Below are 20,912 nucleotides of genomic sequence, written 5' to 3' on the forward strand. Positions count from 1 at the left end.
CCAGCCCGGACCTGACGGAGGCCTCCCCGATGCTGCCGAGGCGCGCAGCGGGGTGTCGGCCGACCGCGGCCGACCGGATCAGAGGGCTCCGAGGATCTTGTCCAGGAAGAGGAAGCCGACCAGGCCGTAGACCGCACCGATCCACAGGGTGTGGGTGAGGCTGCGCCAGAACTGGCCGGTGGCGATCAGTAGGCCGAAGGCCCAGGGGACGCAGGCCAGCGCATAGCCGCCCACCAGGAACCACAGGCCGGTGAACTCCCGCAGCGCGAGCATGTACACCCCGACGCCGATGGTCCAGAGCATCGTGAACTCGAACAGCAGCGCGGCGATCACCACGGCGGTCACCACGGCCCACAGGTAGCGGCCCCAGGGTCGCCGCGGGCGTCGGGCGGATGCAGGCGGCCGAGAGGGTCCCGCGGCCCGCCCCGCCGTGCGCGCGGAGCTCCGGGACGGCGGCGGGCTCGGACGCTTCTTTCGGGTGCTCACGGCAGTCCACTGTAGCGCGCAGGGGTGACAGCGGAGCCCAGGGGACAGGCCGGTGTGGCCGGTCCCTCATCGCCCGCGCGTGCATCGACCGGGCTCACATGGCCTGGGCTCAACCCTGGTCACTGCACCTCGGCGTCGGGAGGGCTGATCCGGTGCTCCTGTTCGCGGTCCACCGAGACCACCCCGTCCACGGAGCGCAGAGCCTCCAGCTGCTCCTCCGTGGCGCGGCCATGGACCATCCCCAGCGACGTCAGCACACGGTTGACCCGCAGGCCGGCGGCCTGCAGCTCCGCGACGACCTCGTCGAGCCGCGCGGTCCGTTCCTCGTCCACCGTGACGATCCAGCCGACAGGGCGCTCTCCGGGGGAGGTCATGCCGCCAGGGTAACGTCGCGCCGAAGTCGGCGGACAGCCCTGCCCTCCGGCGGCACCAGCAGGCGGGCCCTCCCGGGACGTCTCACTGCTGCTCCTCAGCGGGCGGGGCCAGCGAGAGCCCCGAGCCCACATCCACCGAGGGCAGCTCCAGGCGGGCCGCCTCCTGGACGATCTCCGCCCACAGCTCGCGGGCCCGGAAGCCGGTGGCCTCCGCCAGCAGGGCCGCCACCCCGGAGACGTGCGGTGTGGCCATGGAGGTGCCGCTGATGACCCGGTGCCGCTGGTCGCCGGTCCAGGCGGAGAGCACGTCCACTCCCGGGCCTGCCACATCCACCTGACCGCCCCGACCCGGCAGAGTCCTTGCGGAGAAGTCAGCGATGCCCAGCTGCGGGTCCAGGGCCCCCACCGCCATCACGTACGGGCTGTTCGCGGGGGCGCCCACGAAGCCGTTCTCCCCGGAGCTGCGCCGGGCGTTGTTGCCCGCAGCCGCGATGATCAGCGACCCCTGCTCCAGGGCCCGGCGTCCGGCGGCCACATACGGAGGGTGAACCTCCGGCACGTCGGCCCCCAGCGACATGGAGATCACGGCGCACTCCTGCTGCAGGGCCCAATCGATGCCGGAGAGGATGGAGGTGTCCGAGCCGGAGCCGTCGTCGCCGAGCACCTTGCCCGCGAAGAGCTCCGCCTCCGGCGCCACCCCGTAGCCAGGGCCGTCCTCGCGGCTGCGCGGACCGCCCACCGTCCCCAGGCAGTGGGTCCCATGACCATGACCGTCCTGGGCGGTCTCCCCGTCGATGAAGGACTCGGCGACGATCCCGCGCCCGGCGAGCTCCGGATGCTCCAGGTCCACCCCGGTGTCCAGGACTGCGACGCGCACCCCGGCGCCGGTGTACCCGGACTCCAGAGAGCGGACGGCCTGCAGGCCCCACGTGAGCTCCTCGGTGTCCGTGAAGGAGTCCGGCAGCTCCGCCGGTCGGGCGGCCGGGGCGGCGTCCAGCACGCGGTAGATCCGCTCCGGCAGGACATGGACCGGGCGGCGCTCGGCCTGGCAGCGGCTGCGCAGCGCGTTCAGGTGGTCGGAGTCGGCGTCCACCACGGCGACGCCGAGCCGAGAGAAGTAGGTCTCGGTGGAGAATCCCTCGGTGCTCAGCAGCCCCGGGGCAGAGTCCTCTCGGACCTGGGGATCGGCGGAGTCGAAGACGACGACGAAGCGGCCGGGCCGCGTGGTGGTGGTCAGCGTGTGCTCGGGAGTATGCATGGGGGTGCCTCCTGCCTGATCAGCGCCGGGTCTCGACGCCTGTTCCCAGGGTAGGGGCCACGACTGACACGCACCGAGAGGGCGTGGCTGTGTCGCTCAGTGCAGGGCGCCGCCCGGGACACTGGAATCGGCGCCGCCGCGCAACGTCTCCGCCAGCAGAAGCTCCACAGCCTCCACGGCCTGGGCCAAGCTCACCGGTGACTGCGGATCACGCAGGTCCGGCACATGGACGAAGCCCCCGGGCACGTCGAGGCCGCGGGCGGAGAGGTCATGCAGCAGGGCGTAGAGCACGTCGTTGCACACGAAGCTTCCGGCGCTCAGGGACAGGTGCACGGGGATCCCGGCCTCGCGGATCCGGGCCAGGGCGGCCTTGAGCCGCAGGGTGGAGAACAGCGCTCCCTCGCCGGAGGCGACCACGGGCTCGTCGGCCGGCTGGGCGCCGTCGTTGTCCGGGATGCGGGCGTCGCGCAGGTTCAGGCCCACCCGCTCCAGCCGGACCGCCTCCGTGCCGGCGGCCAGCCCCAGGGCGACGACGGCGGCAGGGGTGCGCCCCTCGGCGACGGCGGCGTCCACGGCGTCGGCGAGCAGGCCCGCGGCCCGGCCGAAGGCCACCGGCAGGCGCAGTGCGCGGACCTCCAGGCCGGGGACGTCAGTCGGGCCGGTCGGGCTGGCGGGGCCGGTGGGGTCGAGGGAGCCGGCGGCCCGTTCGGCCACGGCCGTCGCCACATCCCAGGAGGGGTTGTGCGCCATTCCGCCGAAGGGCTCGAAGCCGGTGAGGAGCACCAGGGGTGCGGCAGAGCTCATGAGGAGCGGATCCTGCGGGTCAGGCGGATTCGCGCGCGACGACGTGGGCGCGGCCCAGCATCCAGACCTCATCGACCGAGGCCTGCTCCGCGGCGGGGGTGCGACGGCGCGGGTCGTCGTCGACGGCGGCGATGACGGCGTCGGCGATCAGTGTGGCGATCACGGACTGGTCCCACTGGACCGTGGTCAGCCGGGGACGGGACCACTCCGCCAGGGAGACATCGTCGTAGCCGACGACCGCGATCTCCTCCGGGCAGGCGATGCCCTCGTCCATCAGGGTGGCCAGCAGCATGAACGCGACCGTGTCCGAGAAGGCGCACAGTGCGGTCACCCCGGCCTCCCGGGCCTGACGCACCACCTCGCCCACGTCGGAACCGTCGGCGGCGACCTCGGCCGACAGGGTCAGCTCGACCCCGGCGTCCTGGGCGACCTTCTGTGCGGTGGCGGCCCGGAACTCGGAGATCTCGTGAGCCACCGGATTTGCGGTGCCCACGTATCCGATGCGCGTGTGCCCGGCGGCGGCGAGATGCTCCACCTGGGCCGCCACGCCGGCGTCGCGCGCGTTCTCCGGCAGCTGGGTGGCGGGCATCAGTGCGGTGCCGTAGGCGACGTCGTCGTCGATCCACTCCGGCAGGGCCCCGAAGAGCGGGAAGATCATCTGCGGGGCGAGGTCCTGGACCAGCGCGGTCAGCGAGGCGTGGTCGGTGGACTCGAAGTGCACGGCCATGGAATAGCCGCGGCGGCTCAGCTCGGCGGTGAGCATGCCGATCAGTGCGGTGGCCGGCTCGCCGAGCTGGGTCTTCGGCACCACGCAGACCAGGTTGGTGGACTTCCCCGAGGCCAGCGACTTGGCGTTCCGGTTGGGGTGGTACCCGAGCTCCTCAGCGGCGTTGAGCACTGCCCGCCGGGTCTCCTCGGAGATCGTCTGGCCCGGGGTGTTGTTGAGCACGAAGCTCACGGTCGCGCGGGACACGTTGGCGCGCGCGGCCACATCGGCGCCGGTGGGCCGACGGCGGCGGGTCGGGCTGGCAGCTCCGGCGGTGCTGGAGCCGCCGGGGGCGCGGAGAGAGTCTGAGGCAGGCATCGTGATCAACGTAGCAGAGCGGGGGCCGGTTCCCGAGGAGCATCGACGCCATGGGAAACATGCATTGTTCTGGGTGAGCGGGCGCAGGTCATCCGAGCACCAGGATCAGTACGCCGATGGCCAGCACTGTGAAGGTCGCGCCGGTCCACAGCCCGTGCAGCAGCCCCCGGCGCACGCTGCCGGTGCCTGCCGCGACCGCCGCAGCAGCTGGCAGGCAGGCCAGCACGAAGCCGCTCAGCAGCCATCCCACCCAGGGAAGGGCGACGCCGTAGCTCGCCAGGGCCATGAACAGCAGCTGGAAGACCGGCCAGCCGACGAGCAGAGTCAGCACCACGCCCACGACGACCGCGAAGGCTCGTCGGCGTCGCGCGATCCGGGCCGCGTCGCCGTCGAGCTCCGCGGCCGTGGGGCGGTGCCGCCGGTGCTCAGGGGAGGTGGTCATGGGGCGAAGGGTAGACGTGCGGCGGTGACGAGCACCAGGCCACACGCCCACGGAGGCCACGACGAGGCGACTCGGGAGTCCACCTGATGGGACGGATGTCACGGGGAGGCGCATCGGTGCCGTACCCTGGCCTGCACGGTCTAAAGAAAGTACTGACCACTGCGACGGTGCGAGCGCCGATGACCTCGGCGTGCACGGCAGCGCACGGCCGGAGCGCACGATCCACCCGACGACGTGTGGAGCTCCCGCGGGATCCGCGATGCGCCGTGCCGACCTGATCAGACACTTTCCAGGAGTCATCACTGATGTCCACCATCGACACGACCGCGCCCATCACCGACGATGAGGTCTTCGCCTCCCATGCCGGCGGCAAGCTCACCGTCGAGTCCACCATGCCGCTGGACTCGAAGCGGGCGCTGTCCATCGCCTACACCCCCGGGGTCGCCCAGGTCTCCCGCGCGATCCGGGATGACCCCGCCAGGCACGCCACCCACACCTGGGCCTCCCGGTTGGTGGTGGTGCTCTCCGACGGCACTGCGGTGCTCGGCCTCGGAGACATCGGCGCGGCGGCCTCCCTGCCTGTCATGGAGGGCAAGTCTGCGCTGTTCCGTGAGTTCGGCGGACTGAACTCGATCCCTCTGGTCATCGACACCACCGACGTGGACGAGATCGTCGAGACCATGGTGCGGCTGCGGCCCAGCTTCGGAGCGGTGAACCTCGAGGACGTGGTCGCCCCGCGCTGCTTCGAGCTGGAGCAGCGCCTCATCGAGGCTCTCGACTGCCCTGTCATGCATGACGACCAGCACGGCACCGCCGTGGTGGTGCTCGCCGCGCTGACCAATGCCACCCGGCTGACCGGGCGCCGCTTCGCCGACACGCGTGTGGTGATCGCCGGCGCGGGCGCGGCCGGCATCGCCGTGGCGGACATCCTGCTGGAGGCCGGCGTCGGGGACATCATCCTCACCGACTCCCAGGGGACCATCCACCGGGACCGGGACGATCTCAACGTGGTCAAGGCGCGGGTGGCGGCGCAGACCAACCGGGAGAACATCATCGGCGGGGTGACCGAGGCGCTGGAGGGTGCTGACGTGTTCATCGGCGTGTCCTCCTCCCAGGTGCCGGAGGAGGCGGTCGCCGCCATGAACGACGACGCGATCGTCTTCGCCCTGTCCAACCCCGACCCGGAGATCATGCCGGAGGTCGCGGCCCGCCACGCCGCCGTCGTCGCGACAGGGCGTTCCGACTTCCCGAACCAGATCAACAACGTCCTGGCATTCCCCGGCATCTTCCGCGGGGCCCTCGACGCCGGGGCCCGCCGGATCACCCCGGCGATGAAGGTCGCCGCGGCCACCGCGATCGCCGACATCGTGGGGGAGGACCTCAGCGCGGAGTACATCGTGCCCTCACCGCTGGACGAGCGCGTCGCCGCCGGAGTGGCGGCCGCCGTGATCGCCGCGGCGCACCAGGACGGGGTCACGGACGGGGTCGCGGACGGGGTCGCGGACGGGGCTGTGTGATCGGGGACGTGTGACCGGGGCGCGCTGGTCAGCCCTGGACGGGGCGGCCGGTGCTCCGCTCCCAGGCGGCCACCGAGCGGCCTGCCTCCACTGCGGCGCGTCGCAGGGGAGGCAGGACGCGGTCGCGCGTCTGCTCCGGTGTCTCGAGCCCTGCGGAGACGGAGACGTTGATCGCGGCGACCACGCCGCGGTCGGGATGCTCCACCGGTGCTGAGACTGACCGCAGCCCTGTCTCCAGCTCCTGGTCCACCAGTGTCCAGCCCTGATCGGCGGCGGACTCGATGATCGCCAGGAGCTCGTCGACCCCGGTCCGGGTGACCGGGGTCAGCGCGGGTCGGTCCGCCGTCTCCAGGAGCCGACGGCGCTCCGCGGGGTCGAGGCCGCCCAGCAGCACCCTGCCCATGGAGGTGGCGAAGGCCGGGAGGCGGGTGCCGATGTCGAGGTCCATGCGCATGATGCGCCGGGTGTGGGCCCGGGCGATGTAGACGACCTCGTCGCCCACCAGCACCGAGGCGGAGCAGGATTCGTTGAGCTCCGCGGCCAGGGAGCGCAGCAGCGGCTGGAGCACCTCGTGCAGCCCGTTGCCCGACCAGAAACCGACGCCCAGGCTGAGCACCTTCGGCGTGAGCACGAAGAGCCGCCCGTCGGTGCTCGCGTAGTCCAGGTGGACCAGCGTCTTGAGCATGCGCCGGGCCGCGGCCCGGGAGAGCCCGGTGCGCCGGGCGACGTCGGAGAGCGTCATCGGGTCCTCGGCCTCGGCGAAGGACTCGAGCACCTTGAGCCCGTTGGCCAGTGACCTGACGAACTCCTCCTTGTCCGGGGCTTCCGAGGAAGGCGGGGTCTCCTGCGGCGCATCGGTGCGCTGGGTGGACGCGCCGTTCGCTGTGCGGTGGTCTTCCATGCGACGAGCCTATACCGCCCCGTCAGCGACGTGACGGCACATGCCCCTCTTGACGTGATCCGCATCACAGCGGTGTAATGTGCCTATAGCGAACTGTTGTTCGCTCTGGGCACGCCCTGAGGGGCCCTCACGGGCCAGGGGGTCCAGCCGTTCACCGCGAGGAGTCCCCATGCGACGCACCCTGACTGCCGGAGGAGCCGTCACCGCCCTGGCTCTGATGACCGCATGCGGCGGGGGTGACGCCGCAGACGATGACGGCCCGGGCTCCGAGGGCGAACTCACCGAGATCACGGTGGGCGTGATGTCGATCGTGGACACCGCCGCCATCTGGCTGGGCGTCGAGGAGGGCATCTTCGAGGACCACGGCCTCGACGTCACGCTGGAGGTGGCCCAGGGCGGTGCGGCCATCGCCCCCGCCGTCGTCAGCGGCGACTACGACTTCGGCTTCTCCAACACCGTCTCCCTGTTCATCGCCGCCGACCGCGACCTGCCGCTGACACTGCCCACCCCCGGAGCGGCCACCACCGGGGACACCGGCGAGGACATCGGCGCTGTGCTCACCATGCCGGAGTCTGGGATCGAGACACCGGCCGACCTCGAGGGCCGCTCCGTGGCCGTCAACACGCTGAACAACATCGGCGACGTCACCATCAGCGAGGTCGTGGCCCAGGACGGCGGCGATCCCACGGACATCAGCTTCGTGGAGATGGGCTTCCCGGACATGCCTGCCGCCGTGGCCTCCGGAGAGGTCGACGCCGCCTGGATCCTCGAACCGTTCTCCAGCATCGCCCAGGAGCAGGGCGCTGAGGTGGTGACCTACAACTTCGCCGAGACCGACGAGAACCTGCTCATCGCCGGATACTTCACCGATGAGCCCTTCGCCCAGCAGGATCCCGAGATCGTCGACGCGTTCACCGCGGCCATGACGGAGTCCCTCGAACACGCCCAGCAGAACCCCGACGAGGCTCGCGCCATCCTGAGCACCTACACCGAGATCGACGACGAGATCCTCGAGCGCATGGTCATGCCGGAGTTCCCCGCGGAGATCGACCGCGAGTCGCTCCAGCATCTGGCCGACCTCGCTCATGAGCACGGGCTCATCGGAGACGAGCTCGACGTCGCCGAGATCATCCGCTGACACCTGCCGCTGACATCCGCCGCTGACGTCCACGACCGGAGGACCACCACCATGACGATTCGGACGGCCGCGCCGCCGTCGACGACGACGCCTGCCGCACGCCGGCCACGGGGAGGGACCAACCGGGCGCTGTGGGGCACCGCCGGGGTGCTGTCCCTGATCCTCGTGCTCGAACTGCTGCCCCGCAGCGGCGCCGTCGACGCCCGATTCCTGCCGCCCTTCTCTGAGATCGCCGCCGCGCTCGCCGACAGGATCACCACCGGGGAGTTCTGGACCGCCCTGGGCGACACCCTGGTGACCTGGGCGATCGGATTCTCCATCGCGCTGGTGGCCGGGATCGTGCTGGGCATGGTCATCGGCTCCGTAGGGATCCTGCGGGACGCCACGGCGTCGACCATCGAGTTCCTGCGGCCCATCCCCTCGGTGGCGCTCATCCCCTTGGCGGTGCTGATGCTGGGGACCGGTCGCCCCGGGACCCTGCTGCTGGTGGTCTATGCGACCTTCTGGCAGGTCCTGGTGCAGGTGCTCTACGGGGTCCAGGACGTCGATCCGGTCGCCCGCGATACGGCCCGCTCCTACCGCTTCCGCTTCCTGACCACCGCGCGGACCGTGGTCTGGCCGACCACCCTGCCCTTCGCGATGACCGGATTCCGGCTCGGGGCCACTGTGGCGCTGATCCTCACCATCACCGGGGAGCTCATCATCGGCACCCCCGGGCTCGGACGTCTGCTGGCCGTGGCCCAGCAGTCCGGCCAGGTCTCCTCCATGTACGCCCTGGTCATCGTCACCGGACTGATCGGGGTCCTGGTCAACCTCGGCGCCCGCGCCGTGGAGCGCCGCGTCCTGCACTGGCACTCCTCCGTCCGACGGGAGACCGCGTCATGACCACCACACAGCCTGCGACCGCCCCCGCCCGCGCGAGCGGCCTCGCCGCCCTGCGGCGGCTTCCGGTGTGGCGTCGCCTCCTGACGCTGCTGGCGCTGCCGCTGATCCTGGTGGTGATCTGGTGGGTCACCTCGGACCGGGCGGACAGCTTCTTCTACCCGCCGCTGCGGGACATCCTGGCGACCTTCGGGCCGACCTGGTTCGAAGGGCGGCTGACCGCCGACGTCGTGCCCTCGCTGGGCCGGCTGCTGGCCGGCTACGCGCTGGCCATGGTGATCGGCGTCGGGCTCGGGACCGCCATCGGTCTCAGCTCCCGGCTGCGGGCCTTCCTGGAGCCGGTGCTGGAGTTCTTCCGCGCCATCCCGCCGCCGGTGATGGTCCCGATCCTCATGCTGTTCCTGGGCATCGGCACCGGCATGAAGATCTTCGTCATCGCCGCAGGCGCCGTCTGGCCCATCCTGCTGAACACCGTCGAGGGTGTCCGCGGCGTCGACGAGGTGCTGCGGGACACCGCACGGACCTATCGGCTCGGGCGGCTGACCCAGCTGCGCACGCTCGTGCTGCGCGGGGCGACCCCGCAGATCGTCACCGGGGCCCGCCAAGCCCTGTCCATCGCGATCATCCTGATGGTCATCTCCGAGATGTTCGCCGCCCACAACGGCCTGGGCTTCACCATCGTGCAGTTCCAGCGGTCCTTCGCCATGCCGGAGATGTGGACCGGCATCATCCTGCTCGGCCTGGTCGGCGTCGTCCTGTCCGTGCTCTTCCGCATCATCGAACGGCCCGTGCTCTTCTGGTACCACGGCCAGCGCCAGTCCCACAGGGGAGGAAACTGATGTCCCACTCAGCTCATCGACCGCCGACGGGATCCCCCATGCTTGAGGTCCGGGGCCTCCGGAAGGTCTATCGGTCCGCGTCCGGGGACACCGAGGCGATACGCGACCTGACCTTCGACGCCACCGCGGGAGAGATCGTGTGCATCGTGGGGCCCTCGGGCGCTGGGAAGACCACGCTGCTGCGATGCATCTCCGGACTGCTGGCCCCCACCTCCGGGACAGTGACGCTGGAGGGCCACGACGTCTCCGGCCCCCCGCGCGGCATGGCGGTGGTGTTCCAGGAGTACGCCCGCTCCCTGTTCCCGTGGCTGACCGTCGCGCAGAACGTGGAGCTGCCGCTGAAGGAGAAGGGGCTGAAGAAGTCTGATCGGGCCCGGCTGGTCCAGGACTCACTGGAGGCGGTGGGGTTGGGTGACGTCCCGGACTCCTACCCGTGGCAGCTCTCCGGCGGCATGCAGCAGCGCGTGGCCATCGCCCGTGCCGCCGCCTATGAGCCGCACATCCTGCTGATGGACGAGCCCTTCGCAGCCGTGGACGCCCAGACGCGCGCCGATCTGGAGGATCTGGTGCGGGACCTGTGGCAGCGGCTCGGGATCACGCTGCTGTTCGTCACCCATGACATCGATGAGTCCATCTATCTGGGTCAGCGGGTGCTGGTGCTCTCCGCCCGGCCCACGGTGATCCTCGAGGACGTGGCGGTGGACCTCCCCGATGAGCGGGATCAGCTGACCACGCGCAACGATCCCGAGTTCGGCCGTCTGCGCACGCATATCTATGACCTCGTCCAGCGGGCCAAGCAGGGCTATCGTCCCGACGAGGAGGCGGCGGAGAGCGCGGTGTGATGACCTCCGCGCCCCGTGGTGCCTCCGGCGGTCCGGCGGGCCCCGAGCGCCTGGGGCTGCTGGTGCTGGCGGTCATCCTGGTGGGGCTGACCCTGCGATCGCCGATCGTTGGAGTGCCCCCGGTGCTGGGCGCCATCAGCGCCGAGCTGGCCTTCAGCTCGACGACGGCGGCGCTGCTGACGTCGCTGCCCCTGCTGGCCTTCGCCCTGCTCTCCCCGGCGGTGCCGCAGCTGATGCGCCGCCTGGGAGTGGACCTGACTCTGCTGCTGTGCCTGATGCTGCTGGGTGCGGCGATCCTGCTGCGGCCCTGGGTCGGTGCTGCGGGGCTGCTGCTCGGCACGCTGGCCGTCGGGGCGGCGATCACCATGGGCAACGTGGTGATCCCGGTGCTGGTGCGGCGCGACGCCGGGGAGAAGGTGCCGCAGGTGATGGCCGCATCCACCAGTGCCTACGGGCTGGGGCAGGCGGTGGCCGCCGGTGTCGCCGTCCCGGTGGCGGTGCTCGCCGGCTGGCGCTGGGCGATCAGCCTCCCCGGCGTCTTCGTGGTGCTCGCGCTGGTGGTCTGGGTGCTGCGGATGCGGGTCGTCGGCGGGGCGGGCTCGAGCGGGCTGACGACGGGACGGCGTGCGTCCGGGGCGGCTGGGTCGTCCGGGGCGTCGCCGGCTCCAGGGCCGATTCCGGGGCCGGGTGCTGGTGCTCGGGCGGAGGCGGGCGGCGCCGTCTGGCGGGAGCCGGGGGCCTGGTGGCTGGCAGTCTTCTTCGGGATGCAGTCCCTGCTGTTCTACACCGGCGCCACCTGGATGCCCGCGCAGCTGGTGGAGTCGGGCGGGCTCAGCGAGGCCACGGCCGGCACGGCCCTGTCGATCTTCCACCTGATCGGCATCGCCGGGACGCTGCTGGTGCCCTCGATGCTGCGCATCTCCGGGGACGCGCGGATCGTCGGAGCGGGAATCGGGGCCGGCTGGTTCCTCTTCTTCGCCGGGCTGCAGACGGTCCCGGAGCTCTGGCCTCTCCTCAGGGTGCTGGGAGGTCTCGTGCAGGGGGCGGGCATCGGGCTGTCTCTGACGCTGATCGCCATGCGTCCGGTGGACCTGACCTTCGGCAGGCAGCTCTCCGGCATGGTGCAGGGGGTCGGCTATGCGATCTCCGCGACCGGGCCCGTGCTGGTGGGGGTGATCCACGAGGCCACCCGGTCCTGGTGGTGGGGGACGGGGATGCTGCTGCTGTGCTCGTCAGTGATGGCGGCGGCCGCCTGGCAGGCCGGCAGGAGCACCCCGCTCGGGCCCGAGCCCTGCCCTGATGCATGACCCTGACGTTTGACCCTGTGACATATCGACTGGGGGATCTGGACACGGTTCTGCGGGTCGGCGGGCTATGAGGGCGGGGTGTCAGGACGGGGAGTGAGGGGCGGGGGAGGGGTTGGCGCGGCGCAGCAGGCGGTCTACACTGGGTGCGACAAGCGAACACACGTACGCATAGCGAACATCACCGATGGGGTGGACGCGGGCAGGAGCTCTCATGCAGGACGTCACGCAGGATGTCTTCGTCTACGACGGCGTGCGCACGCCCTTCGGCAAGGTCGGCGGTGCCTTGGCCGGGCAGCGCCCGGACGATCTGGCGCAGCTGGTCATCAGTGCGCTGGTGGACCGCGCCCCGGAGCTCGATCCTGCCGCGGCCGGAGAGGTCGTAGGCGAGGTCATCCTGGGCAATGCCAACGGCGCGGGGGAGGAGAACCGCAATGTGGCCCGCATGGCGTGGCTGTTGGCGGGTTTCCCTGTGGAGGTGCCGGCCAGCACCGTCAATCGGCTGTGCGGCTCCTCGCTGGACGCGGCGATCGCCGGTGCCCGGCAGGTCGCCCTGGGGGAGGCCGACGTCGTGCTCACCGGAGGCGTGGAGTCCATGTCTCGGGCACCCTGGGTGCTGCCCAAGACGGACCGGCCCTTTCCGCTGAAGAATCTCGAAGCCGTCAACACCACGCTGGGCTGGCGGCTGGTCAACGACCGGATGCCCGCCGAGTGGACCGTCTCCCTCGGGGAGGCGACCGAGCAGCTGCGCGAGCGCCACGGCATCAGCCGGGACCGGCAGGACGCCTTCGCTGCAGACTCCCACGCCCGTGCGGGCCAGGCCTGGTCCGAGGGCCGCTATGCGGAACTGGTCGTCGAGGTCCCTGGCGTGGACGTTCCCCGGGACGAGACCATCCGCGACGGCGTGACGCCCGAGTCGCTGGCCGGGCTGAAGACGGTCTTTCGGCGCGACGACGGCACAGTGACCGCCGGCAACGCCTCACCCATGAACGACGGCGCCTCGGCCGCCTGGCTGGGCTCGGCCCGCGGCGGGGAGCTGCTGGGGCTCACCCCGCAGGCGCGTATGGCCGGATGGGGCACCGCCGCGAATGAACCGCAGTTCTTCGGCTATGCCCCGGTGGAGGCGGCAGACCGCGCGCTGGCGCGGGCCGGGATCGGCTGGGCCGACGTCGGCGCCGTGGAGCTCAACGAGGCCTTCGCCGCCCAGTCCCTGGCCTGCCTGGATGCTTGGGGCTTCGGAACGGCGCATGATCCGGCGATCGTCAATGCCTGGGGCGGCGCCATCGCCATCGGGCATCCGCTCGGCGCCTCCGGCACTCGGGTGCTGGCCACGTTGGCCCGGCGAATGCAGGCCGAGGGCGTCCGGTGGGGCGTTGCGGCGCTGTGCATCGGAGTGGGCCAGGGGATTGCTGTCGTGCTGGAGCGCGCGGACTGAGTTGTGCTGGAGCGCGCGGACTGAGCTGTGCTGGAGAACGCTGACGGAGGAGGACGAGGATGATCATGATCGCGGAGGATGCCGCCGAGGCGGTGGGCCAGGTGCAGGACGGATCCACGGTGCTGCTGGGAGGGTTCGGCAATCCGGGGCAGCCGATGGAGCTGATCGACGCGCTGCTGGACTCCGGCGCACGCGACTTGACCGTGGTGAACAACAACGCCGGCCAGGCCGACGCTGGACTGGCGCTGCTCATCAAGGAGCGGCGTGTGGCGAAGATGATCTGCTCCTTCCCCCGGCAGTCGGACTCGTGGCACTTCGATGAGGCCTACCGGGCCGGGGAGATCCAGCTGGAGCTGGTCCCCCAGGGGAATCTGGCGGAACGGCTGCGGGCCGCCGGGGCCGGCATCGGGGGGTTCTTCACCCCCACCGGGTACGGCACCGTGCTGGCTGAGGGTAAGGAGACCCGCGTCATCGAGGGGCGCGGCTATGTGCTGGAGCAGCCGTTGCCCGGGGACATCGCGCTGATCAAGGCGCTGCGCGCCGACGAGGCCGGAAACCTGGTCTACCGGAAGACGGCCCGGAACTTCGGGCCGGTCATGGCCGCGGCGGCCGCCCGCACTGTCGTCCAAGTGGATGAGCTCGTGCCGGTGGGCGGCATCGATCCCGAGCATGTGGTCACCCCCGGCATCCATGTGGACACCGTCACCGTCATCCCGACCGCCTCCGGAGAGGCCGCCCTGAAGGAGATCGCATGACCGCGCAGCAGAGCACCGGCACCCAGCCCTCAGCCCGTCTGGGCCGGGACGACCTCGCCCGGCTCATCGCCTCCGACATCGCCCCGGGGTCCTATGTGAATCTCGGCATCGGGCAGCCCACTCTGGTCGCGGACCACCTGACCCCGGAGAGCGGGGTCACCCTGCACACCGAGAACGGCATGCTCGGCATGGGGGCGCAAGCTCACGGCGAGGATGTGGACCCCGATCTCATCAACGCCGGAAAGATCCCTGTCACTGAGCTGCCTGGGGCCAGCTACTTCCACCACGCCGACTCCTTCGCCATGATGCGTGGCGGGCACCTGGACGTCTGTGTGCTCGGCGCCTTCCAGGTCTCCGCCGCCGGCGACCTGGCCAACTGGTCCACCGGGGCCCCGGAGGCGATCCCCGCCGTCGGCGGCGCCATGGACCTGGCCGCGGGCGCGAAGCAGGTCTTCGTGATGATGACGCTCTTCGCCAAGGACGGCTCGCCCAAGCTGGTGCCGGAGTGCACCTATCCGGTGACGGGGCTGGGCTGCGTGACCCGGGTGTACACGGACCACGGGGTGTTCCTGCTGGACCGCCGCTCGGACGGGAGCGTCCGGCTGGTCCTGCGCGAAGCGCGCGGTCTCAGCGTGGAGGAGCTGCGCGAGCGGCTCGAGGTGCCCTTCGACGTCGCCGAATGAACCTGGGCGGCATCGAGTGGCGGGCGTCATCCACTGGCCACGAACCCCGGCATCTCGACCCGATCTGCGGCGTGCCATCCGGCAGATGGCGGGATTCGTGGCCAGTCGATGCTCAGTCCTCGGTCTCCAGTGAGTCGATGAGCTCCAGGCCGCGCCGCGCCCAGGCCACTTCGGCCTCGCCGCGGGCGATGAGCCCCTCATAGGCGAAGGCCTTGTACGCCACGATCCGCTCGTGGCTCTCAGGAGGGAACTTCTCCAGCCGGGCCGCAATGGTGCGCTGGCTGTGGTCCAGGATCTCCTCGCGGGCTGCGCGCCAGCGGTCCAGCATGCCGCTGTAGAACGCGATGTGCCGGCGCAGGTGGTCGCGGGTCCGTTCGGCGTCCGCCCACTCGAAGTAGGCCGCCTGCATATGGGCGGCGTCGCGCAGCGGCCCATAGTCCAGGGGTGTGTCCATCCAGTCGCGGAAGGCCCGCTCCCCGTCCTCGGTGATGTAGTACCGCGTCTTGGTGCTGTTGGGCCCCCAGGGCACCTGCACTCCGTCGACCAGCCCTTCTTTCTCCATGCGTCGCAGTTCGGGGTAGATCTGCGAGTCCGGTGCGTTCCACACGTGCCCCACGGAGCTGTCGAAGCGTTTGGCGGCCTCGTAGCCGGTCAGCGGCTCGGCGGTCAGCAGCGCGAGCAGGGCGGCGCGCAGGCTCATCGATCCGCTCTCCTTCCTCCTCAGATGCGGGGTCTTGACGACGACTATATCGCTGGCTACTGTGTGTCTCAGATCACAGAATAACTATCCCCATAGTCAATGGATGAAGTGAGTCACGCCGATCAGTCGCGTGGCGGACACCAGGAGGCAGTGATGACGGATCTCGGACCCACGGGCGCGACCGCGAAGAACATGGACTACCCCCTCAACGGCTGGTACGTGGCCGGATGGGACCACGAGATCGGACGGAAGGAGATCACCGCCCGCACGGTGGCCGGTCGCCCCATGGCGCTCTACCGCACGGAGGAGGGGCGCCCCGTCGCGCTCGCTGACGCCTGCTGGCACCGTCTCGCACCGCTGTCCATGGGGCAGCTCGTCGGCGCGGACGGCATCCAGTGCCCGTACCACGGGCTGCGGTACAACTCGGCCGGACGGTGTACCCATATGCCCGCCCAGGAGACCATCAATCCCTCAGCGATGGTGGCCTCCTACCCGGTGGTGGAGCGGCACCGCTTCATCTGGGTCTGGCCGGGCGATCCCACGCTGGCGGACCCCTCGCTCATCCCGGACATGCACCAGATGGACTCCCCAGACTGGGCCGGTGACGGCCGCACCATCGATGTGGCCGCCAACTATCAGCTCGTGCTGGACAACCTCATGGACCTCACCCATGAGGAGTTCCTGCACTCCTCCTCCATCGGGCAGAAGGAGCTCAGCTCCTCCGACATCGACGTCACCCACGACGAGCGCACCGTCACCGTCACCCGGTACATGGAGGACATCGAGGCGCCCCCGTTCTGGCGGAAGAACATGCGGGACCGCTTCCCGGACTTCGAGGGCCGCGTGGACCGGTGGCAGATCATCACCTTCGAGATGCCTTCGACCATCTGCATCGACGTCGGCGTGGCCGAAGCGGGCACCGGTGCGCTGGAGGGTGACCGCAGCCGCGGGGTCAACGGCTTCGTGATGAACACCATCACGCCCGTGGACCGACGCCGCTCGCTCTACTTCTGGGCGTTCATGCGCAATTACTGCCTGGACCAGCAGCGCATCACCACACAGCTGCGCGACGGCGTCCACGGCGTCTTCGCCGAGGACGAGGAGATGCTGATGGCCCAGCAGGAGGCCATCGAGGCCAACCCCGACCACGAGTTCTACAATCTCAACATCGACGCCGGCGGCATGTGGGTCCGCCGCCTCATCCAGGCCGCCGTCGAAGCCGAGCGGATGATGGAACAGGGAGCATCCTCGGGCGATCCGGTGGCGACACCCGCCGAGGGTGCGAGGGCGGTGCGCTGAGATGGCCGGTTCCGTCCAGGCCCGGTGGCAGACCGGGCGTGTCCACGCCGCCGCCCCCGCTGCAGAGGGCATCCGGAGGATCGAGATCGAGCTCGAGCAGCCGGTCCGAGTCGAGCCCGGCGCGCATGTGGACCTGCGCATCGATTCCGGGGACGTCCGCTCGTATTCGCTGGTCGGGGGATCCCAGGACGGGCGTCGGATCACCCTCGGAGTGAATCTCTCGCCCACCTCCCGCGGCGGCTCGCGCTACATGCACTCCCTGGAGCCCGGCGACATCCTGCCGGTGACCTTCCCGCTGCAGAACTTCCCACTGCGGGTGGGTGCACCCCGGTATATGCTGCTCGCCGGCGGAATCGGGATCACCGCCCTGGTCGGCATGGCCTCAGTCCTGCGCCGGCTCGGCGCCGACTACACGCTGGTCTTCGTCGGCCGCACGCGGGAACGGATGGCCTTCCTGGAGGAGCTGCGCGAGGCCCACGGGGAGAACCTGCGCCTGCACATCGACGATGAGGGCGCGCCGCTGTCCGTGCCCCAGCTCCTCGATCAGGTCGACCCCGCCACGGAGCTCTACATGTGCGGCCCCATCCGGCTCATGGACGCCGTGCGTCGGGAGTGGCTGCAACGCGAGCTCCCGCTGCCGAACCTGCGCTACGAGACCTTCGGCAGCAGCGGCTGGTTCCAGGCGGAGGAGTTCCTCGTCCGCGCCCCCTCCTGGGGTGTGGAGACCGTGGTGGGCACCGGCGAGTCCCTGCTGGACGCCCTGGAGCGTTCCGGGGTGGAGGCCATGTCGGACTGCCGCAAAGGCGAATGCGGGCTCTGTGTGCTCCCCGTCGAGAGCCTCGACGGCGCGATCGACCACCGTGACGTCTTCTTCTCCGAGCGGCAGAAGCAGGATGACACCACGCTCTGCGCCTGCGTCTCCCGTGTCGCGCGACGGAAGGACCCCGCGGCACAGGCTGACCAAGGAGCTCCGCCGTCATCCTCGATGCCTACCATCACCCTCGACGTCCACTGACGTTCCCTGACGCCCGTCGCCCCGGAAGGAAGACCCCATGGATCTGCGCGCCCGCATCGACGCGGCCCCGATGACGTCCTATCAGTGGCTCATCGTGGGGCTGTGCGTCGTGCTCAACATCCTTGACGGCTTCGACGTCATGGCCCTGGCCTTCACCGCCGCCGCCGTCGGTGAGGAGTTCCAGCTGAGCGGCTCCGTGCTGGGCCTGCTGCTCAGTGCCGCCCTGGTCGGCATGGCGGTCGGAGCGCTCGTGCTGGGTCCGGTGGCGGACAAGGTGGGACGTCGTCCCACGGTGCTGGTCTCCGTGGCACTGGCTGCGATAGGCCCCGCCCTGGTGGCCGTCTCGGGCTCCGCTCTGGAGGTGGGCATCTGGCGGTTCGTCACCGGGCTCGGCGTCGGCGGCGTGCTGGTGTGCACCACCGTGATCGTCAGTGAGTACTCGTCCGCCCGGTGGCGAGGGCTCGCGGTGAGCATCTACGCGGCGGGCTTCGGGGTCGGCGCCACCTTGGGCGGTCTGGCCGCCGTGTCCCTCCAGGAGGGATTCGGCTGGCGGGGCGTGTTCGTGGCCGGGGCGTTGCTCTCGGCGATCGTGCTGGTGGCGCTGATCGCCGTCCTGCCTGAATCCATCGACTTCCTCCGTGTCAGGGCCCGGCAGAAGGACCGCGCGCGGATCAGTCAGCTGGCCCGCCGGATGGGGCACGACCTCGACGCCGTGGACGCCGAGCTGGCTCGCAATCCGCACGCCGCCCGGGACGGCATGGAGGCTGCCGGGCGCATCGGGGACCTGTTCCGCGGCGCCCGGCGGCGCCGGACGCTGCTGCTCTGGGCGGCCTTCTTCTGCACCATGTTCGGCTTCTACTTCGCGAACTCCTGGACCCCCACTCTGCTGGAGACCTCCGGGCTGAGCCGGGAGCAGAGCGCCAACCTGGGCATGATGGTGGCCCTCGGTGGCGCCGTGGGGTCGGTGCTCTTCGGGCTGTGCGCCAGCCGCTGGGCGGCCCGGACGGTGCTGGTCTGCTTCCTGCTGTTCTCCGCAGCGACCATGACGGTGCTCATCGCCGCCACGGCGCTCATGCCGGTGGCCTTCGTGATCGGAATCCTCATCGGCGCGCTCATCAACGGCTGCATCGCCGGGCTGTACACGCTCGCTCCCGCCCAGTACGGGCCGCGTCTGCGCAGCACCGGGGTCGGCTGGGCGATCGGCGTCGGGCGTGCCGGAGCGATCCTTGCACCCCTGGCGGCCGGCGCCCTGCTGGACCTGGCCTGGACGCCCGCGCAGCTCTACGGGGCGGTGGCCGGAGTCGTCGTCCTCGGTGCGGCGGCGGTGTTCCTGCTGCCGCGTCCTGCGCCGGAACCTGCCCCCGAGTCTCCGGTGGAACCTGCCGGGGGCGCGGGCACGCCGCTGCGCACCGGCGCCGCCGGGTAGCACCCCGTGACCGTGCAGCACCCCGAGTCTGTGCAGGACCCCTCGACGCGGGTCTGACCGGCGGCTCCCTCAGGAGCCGGCCCGGTCGGCGGCGAAGACCACGGCAGAGAGCAGGCGCAGGACCTCCTGACGCTCCTGCTCGGTGAGGCAGGCGAAGAGCTCCTCGTGGGCCAGTTGTGTCTGCTCGGCGGCCTGCTCAAGGAGCCGGTGTCCCTCCGGCGTGCCCACCAAGATCTTGGAGCGGCGGTCCCGAGGGTCCACCTCCCGGCGCAGCGCACCGCGGCGCTCCAGCCGGTCCACCAGCGCGACCACCTGGCTGGGGTCCAGGTCCAGGAACCGGCCGAGCTCGCGCTGGGAGGGCCGCGCCTCGGAGCAGGCCATGGACAGCACGGCGAAGTCCCGCACTTTGAGCCCCAATGGGGCCAGCCGACGGTTCGCCGAGGCATTGCCGAGCCCCCGCACCCGAGCGATGAGGAACGCCGCCTCCTGGGCCAGGGGCGTGTCATGGAACCGAGTGATGTCGTCGCGTCGGCGGCCGGACTCTGCGGCGGAGACGGCAGGCCCGGGGGCCTTCTCCGAGTCGGTCCTCTCGGGTCCGGTCGTCATCGGGCTGGTGTTCTCCGGGCTGGGCTGCTCGGGGCTGGTGTTCTCCGGGGTCATCGGGCCTCTCTGGGGCGAATCGGACATGTGGTGATCGACAACCATTGACTTTCTCAATGGTATCGGTTGTGATGTACCACACATGACAGGGGAGCCTACCTGTCGAAGGATACGAGAGGAGCCGATGTGCTGCTTGAGGGAAAGACGGCCATCGTCACCGGATCCGGCGCCGGACTGGGCCTGGCCTATGCGCAGGAGCTCGCGCGGCATGGCGCCGCCGTCGTGGTCAACGACGTCGACGCCGAAGCCGCGGCGTCCGCGGTGGCGAGCATCCGGTCCGAGGGCGGCCGGGCGGCCGCCTGTGTGGCGCCGGTGGGCAGCGCCGAGGCGGCCGAGCAGCTGGTCTCCACCGCCGTGGAGGAGTTCGGCGGCCTGGACATCCTGGTCACCAACGCCGGCATCCTGCGGGACCGCTCCCTGCTGAAGATGAGTGACGAGGACTTCGACGCCGTCATCGACGTCCACCTGCGCGGCACCTTCACCACCGTCCGTGCCGCCTACGCGCACTTCAAGGCCCAGCAGGTCCGAGGGCGGATCATCTGCATCGGCTCGCCCACCGGTCAGCGCGGCACCTTCGGGCAGACCAACTACGCCGCCGCCAAGGCCGGCATCGTCGGGATGGTGCGCACCTGGGCGCTGGAGATGCGGCGCAGCGAGGTCTGCGTCAATGCGGTCATCCCGGTGGCCGCCACCGCGATGACCAAGACCGTCCCCTACTTCCAGAAGGCGGTCGAGGCCGATGAGCGTGGCGAGCCGATGCCGGACTTCTTCCGGAAGACCCTCGGTTTCGGCACCGCCGACGACGTCGCCGGACTCATCGCCTTCCTGGCCTCCGACCAGGCCCAGGGGATCTCCGGGCAGGCCATCGGGATCGGCGGCGACAGGCTGCAGCTCTGGAGCCATCCGGAGCCGGTGGTCGAGGAGCTCCACGACGGCGGTTGGACCGTGGAGGCGCTGCAGGACGCCGGCCGACGTCTCATCGAAGCCGATCTGCAAACCGTGGGCGAGTCGATGCCCGAGCTGCCCGACGAGCTCCGGCCGGATCCGGCCTGAGGGACTCGGGAGGAG

At 70.7% G+C, this 20,912-nt stretch carries 22 protein-coding genes; 13 read left to right on the forward strand and 9 right to left on the reverse strand.

The features are described from left to right. Positions 1-78: 78 nt before the first annotated feature. The 6 genes from Q7C18_RS12245 to Q7C18_RS12270 all read right to left on the reverse strand — a co-directional run bounded on the left by Q7C18_RS12245 (position 79) and on the right by Q7C18_RS12270 (position 4,448). A complete protein-coding gene (locus Q7C18_RS12245; RefSeq protein ID WP_311025620.1) occupies positions 79-486 on the reverse strand; it encodes a hypothetical protein in 408 nt (135 codons plus the stop codon). A 119-nt stretch (positions 487-605) separates the two neighbouring features. After that, entirely contained in the window at positions 606-860 is a 255-nt protein-coding gene (locus tag Q7C18_RS12250; RefSeq protein ID WP_085437920.1) for a hypothetical protein, read from the reverse strand. Between the two features lie 82 nt (positions 861-942). Further along, positions 943-2,118 carry a S8 family serine peptidase gene (locus tag Q7C18_RS12255; protein WP_311025621.1) on the reverse strand — a complete coding sequence of 392 codons (1,176 nt, stop codon included), beginning with the start codon at positions 2,116-2,118 and terminating at the stop codon, positions 943-945. Positions 2,119-2,214: 96 nt separating this feature from the next. After that, positions 2,215-2,922 carry a pyroglutamyl-peptidase I gene (locus Q7C18_RS12260; protein WP_311025622.1) on the reverse strand — a complete coding sequence of 236 codons (708 nt, stop codon included), beginning with the start codon at positions 2,920-2,922 and terminating at the stop codon, positions 2,215-2,217. Positions 2,923-2,941: 19 nt separating this feature from the next. Then, positions 2,942-4,006: a LacI family DNA-binding transcriptional regulator gene (locus Q7C18_RS12265; protein WP_311025623.1), complete on the reverse strand. Its 1,065-nt coding sequence runs from the start codon at positions 4,004-4,006 to the stop codon at positions 2,942-2,944. An 88-nt stretch (positions 4,007-4,094) separates the two neighbouring features. Beyond that, positions 4,095-4,448, reverse strand: coding sequence for a hypothetical protein (locus Q7C18_RS12270; RefSeq protein WP_311025624.1), 354 nt, complete (start codon positions 4,446-4,448; stop codon positions 4,095-4,097). Positions 4,449-4,753: 305 nt separating this feature from the next. Here Q7C18_RS12270 and Q7C18_RS12275 point away from each other — a divergent pair, with 305 nt between their 5' ends. Further along, positions 4,754-5,965, forward strand: a complete 1,212-nt coding sequence (locus Q7C18_RS12275; protein ID WP_311025625.1) for an NADP-dependent malic enzyme — start codon at positions 4,754-4,756, stop codon at positions 5,963-5,965. A 28-nt stretch (positions 5,966-5,993) separates the two neighbouring features. On the opposite strand, the gene Q7C18_RS12280 is transcribed toward Q7C18_RS12275, so the two are convergent. Further along, positions 5,994-6,866 carry an IclR family transcriptional regulator C-terminal domain-containing protein gene (locus tag Q7C18_RS12280; RefSeq protein WP_311025626.1) on the reverse strand — a complete coding sequence of 291 codons (873 nt, stop codon included), beginning with the start codon at positions 6,864-6,866 and terminating at the stop codon, positions 5,994-5,996. 169 nt (positions 6,867-7,035) lie between these two features. On the opposite strand from Q7C18_RS12280, the gene Q7C18_RS12285 reads away from it, so the two are divergent. From Q7C18_RS12285 to Q7C18_RS12320, 8 genes are all read left to right on the forward strand, one after another. Then, positions 7,036-8,004, forward strand: a complete 969-nt coding sequence (locus Q7C18_RS12285; RefSeq protein ID WP_311025627.1) for an ABC transporter substrate-binding protein — start codon at positions 7,036-7,038, stop codon at positions 8,002-8,004. A gap of 51 nt (positions 8,005-8,055) precedes the next feature. After that, complete coding sequence (locus Q7C18_RS12290; RefSeq protein ID WP_311025628.1) at positions 8,056-8,889, forward strand: ABC transporter permease; 834 nt, start codon at positions 8,056-8,058, stop codon at positions 8,887-8,889. Next, on the forward strand, positions 8,886-9,725 hold the full coding sequence (locus Q7C18_RS12295; RefSeq protein ID WP_083277498.1) for an ABC transporter permease: 840 nt from the start codon (positions 8,886-8,888) through the stop codon (positions 9,723-9,725). Before Q7C18_RS12290 ends, Q7C18_RS12295 begins: the two co-directional genes overlap by 4 nt. 38 nt (positions 9,726-9,763) lie before the next feature. Continuing rightward, positions 9,764-10,567, forward strand: coding sequence for an ABC transporter ATP-binding protein (locus tag Q7C18_RS12300; protein ID WP_311025629.1), 804 nt, complete (start codon positions 9,764-9,766; stop codon positions 10,565-10,567). Next, a complete protein-coding gene (locus Q7C18_RS12305) occupies positions 10,567-11,874 on the forward strand; it encodes an MFS transporter (protein ID WP_311025630.1) in 1,308 nt (435 codons plus the stop codon). Before Q7C18_RS12300 ends, Q7C18_RS12305 begins: the two co-directional genes overlap by 1 nt. A gap of 211 nt (positions 11,875-12,085) precedes the next feature. Beyond that, positions 12,086-13,306, forward strand: coding sequence for a thiolase family protein (locus tag Q7C18_RS12310; RefSeq protein ID WP_311025631.1), 1,221 nt, complete (start codon positions 12,086-12,088; stop codon positions 13,304-13,306). 59 nt (positions 13,307-13,365) lie between these two features. After that, a complete protein-coding gene (locus Q7C18_RS12315) occupies positions 13,366-14,061 on the forward strand; it encodes a 3-oxoacid CoA-transferase subunit A (protein WP_311025632.1) in 696 nt (231 codons plus the stop codon). Then, positions 14,058-14,744 carry a 3-oxoacid CoA-transferase subunit B gene (locus Q7C18_RS12320; RefSeq protein ID WP_311025633.1) on the forward strand — a complete coding sequence of 229 codons (687 nt, stop codon included), beginning with the start codon at positions 14,058-14,060 and terminating at the stop codon, positions 14,742-14,744. The genes Q7C18_RS12315 and Q7C18_RS12320 overlap by 4 nt, the downstream gene beginning before the upstream one ends. 112 nt (positions 14,745-14,856) lie before the next feature. Here Q7C18_RS12320 and Q7C18_RS12325 read toward each other — a convergent pair whose 3' ends face one another. Beyond that, complete coding sequence (locus tag Q7C18_RS12325; RefSeq protein ID WP_311025634.1) at positions 14,857-15,444, reverse strand: PadR family transcriptional regulator; 588 nt, start codon at positions 15,442-15,444, stop codon at positions 14,857-14,859. Between the two features lie 153 nt (positions 15,445-15,597). On the opposite strand from Q7C18_RS12325, the gene Q7C18_RS12330 reads away from it, so the two are divergent. From Q7C18_RS12330 to Q7C18_RS12340, 3 genes are read left to right on the forward strand one after another with little or no spacing between them, the layout of a single operon-like run. Continuing rightward, the gene (locus Q7C18_RS12330; RefSeq protein ID WP_311025635.1) at positions 15,598-16,743 is read left to right on the forward strand and encodes an aromatic ring-hydroxylating dioxygenase subunit alpha; all 1,146 of its coding nucleotides are present in this window, start codon (positions 15,598-15,600) and stop codon (positions 16,741-16,743) included. Position 16,744: 1 nt separating this feature from the next. Then, positions 16,745-17,758: a PDR/VanB family oxidoreductase gene (locus tag Q7C18_RS12335; RefSeq protein WP_085437764.1), complete on the forward strand. Its 1,014-nt coding sequence runs from the start codon at positions 16,745-16,747 to the stop codon at positions 17,756-17,758. A 37-nt stretch (positions 17,759-17,795) separates the two neighbouring features. Then, positions 17,796-19,184 carry an MFS transporter gene (locus Q7C18_RS12340; RefSeq protein WP_311025636.1) on the forward strand — a complete coding sequence of 463 codons (1,389 nt, stop codon included), beginning with the start codon at positions 17,796-17,798 and terminating at the stop codon, positions 19,182-19,184. A 69-nt stretch (positions 19,185-19,253) separates the two neighbouring features. On the opposite strand, the gene Q7C18_RS12345 is transcribed toward Q7C18_RS12340, so the two are convergent. After that, complete coding sequence (locus Q7C18_RS12345) at positions 19,254-19,844, reverse strand: MarR family winged helix-turn-helix transcriptional regulator (RefSeq protein WP_237090133.1); 591 nt, start codon at positions 19,842-19,844, stop codon at positions 19,254-19,256. A 126-nt stretch (positions 19,845-19,970) separates the two neighbouring features. Between Q7C18_RS12345 and Q7C18_RS12350 the strand changes: the two genes are divergently transcribed. Next, positions 19,971-20,897: an SDR family NAD(P)-dependent oxidoreductase gene (locus Q7C18_RS12350; protein WP_311025637.1), complete on the forward strand. Its 927-nt coding sequence runs from the start codon at positions 19,971-19,973 to the stop codon at positions 20,895-20,897. Positions 20,898-20,912: the final 15 nt, after the last annotated feature.

It is taken from the genome of Nesterenkonia sp. CL21 (genome assembly GCF_031705515.1).
Taxonomy (GTDB): Bacteria; Actinomycetota; Actinomycetes; order Actinomycetales; family Micrococcaceae; genus Nesterenkonia; species Nesterenkonia aethiopica.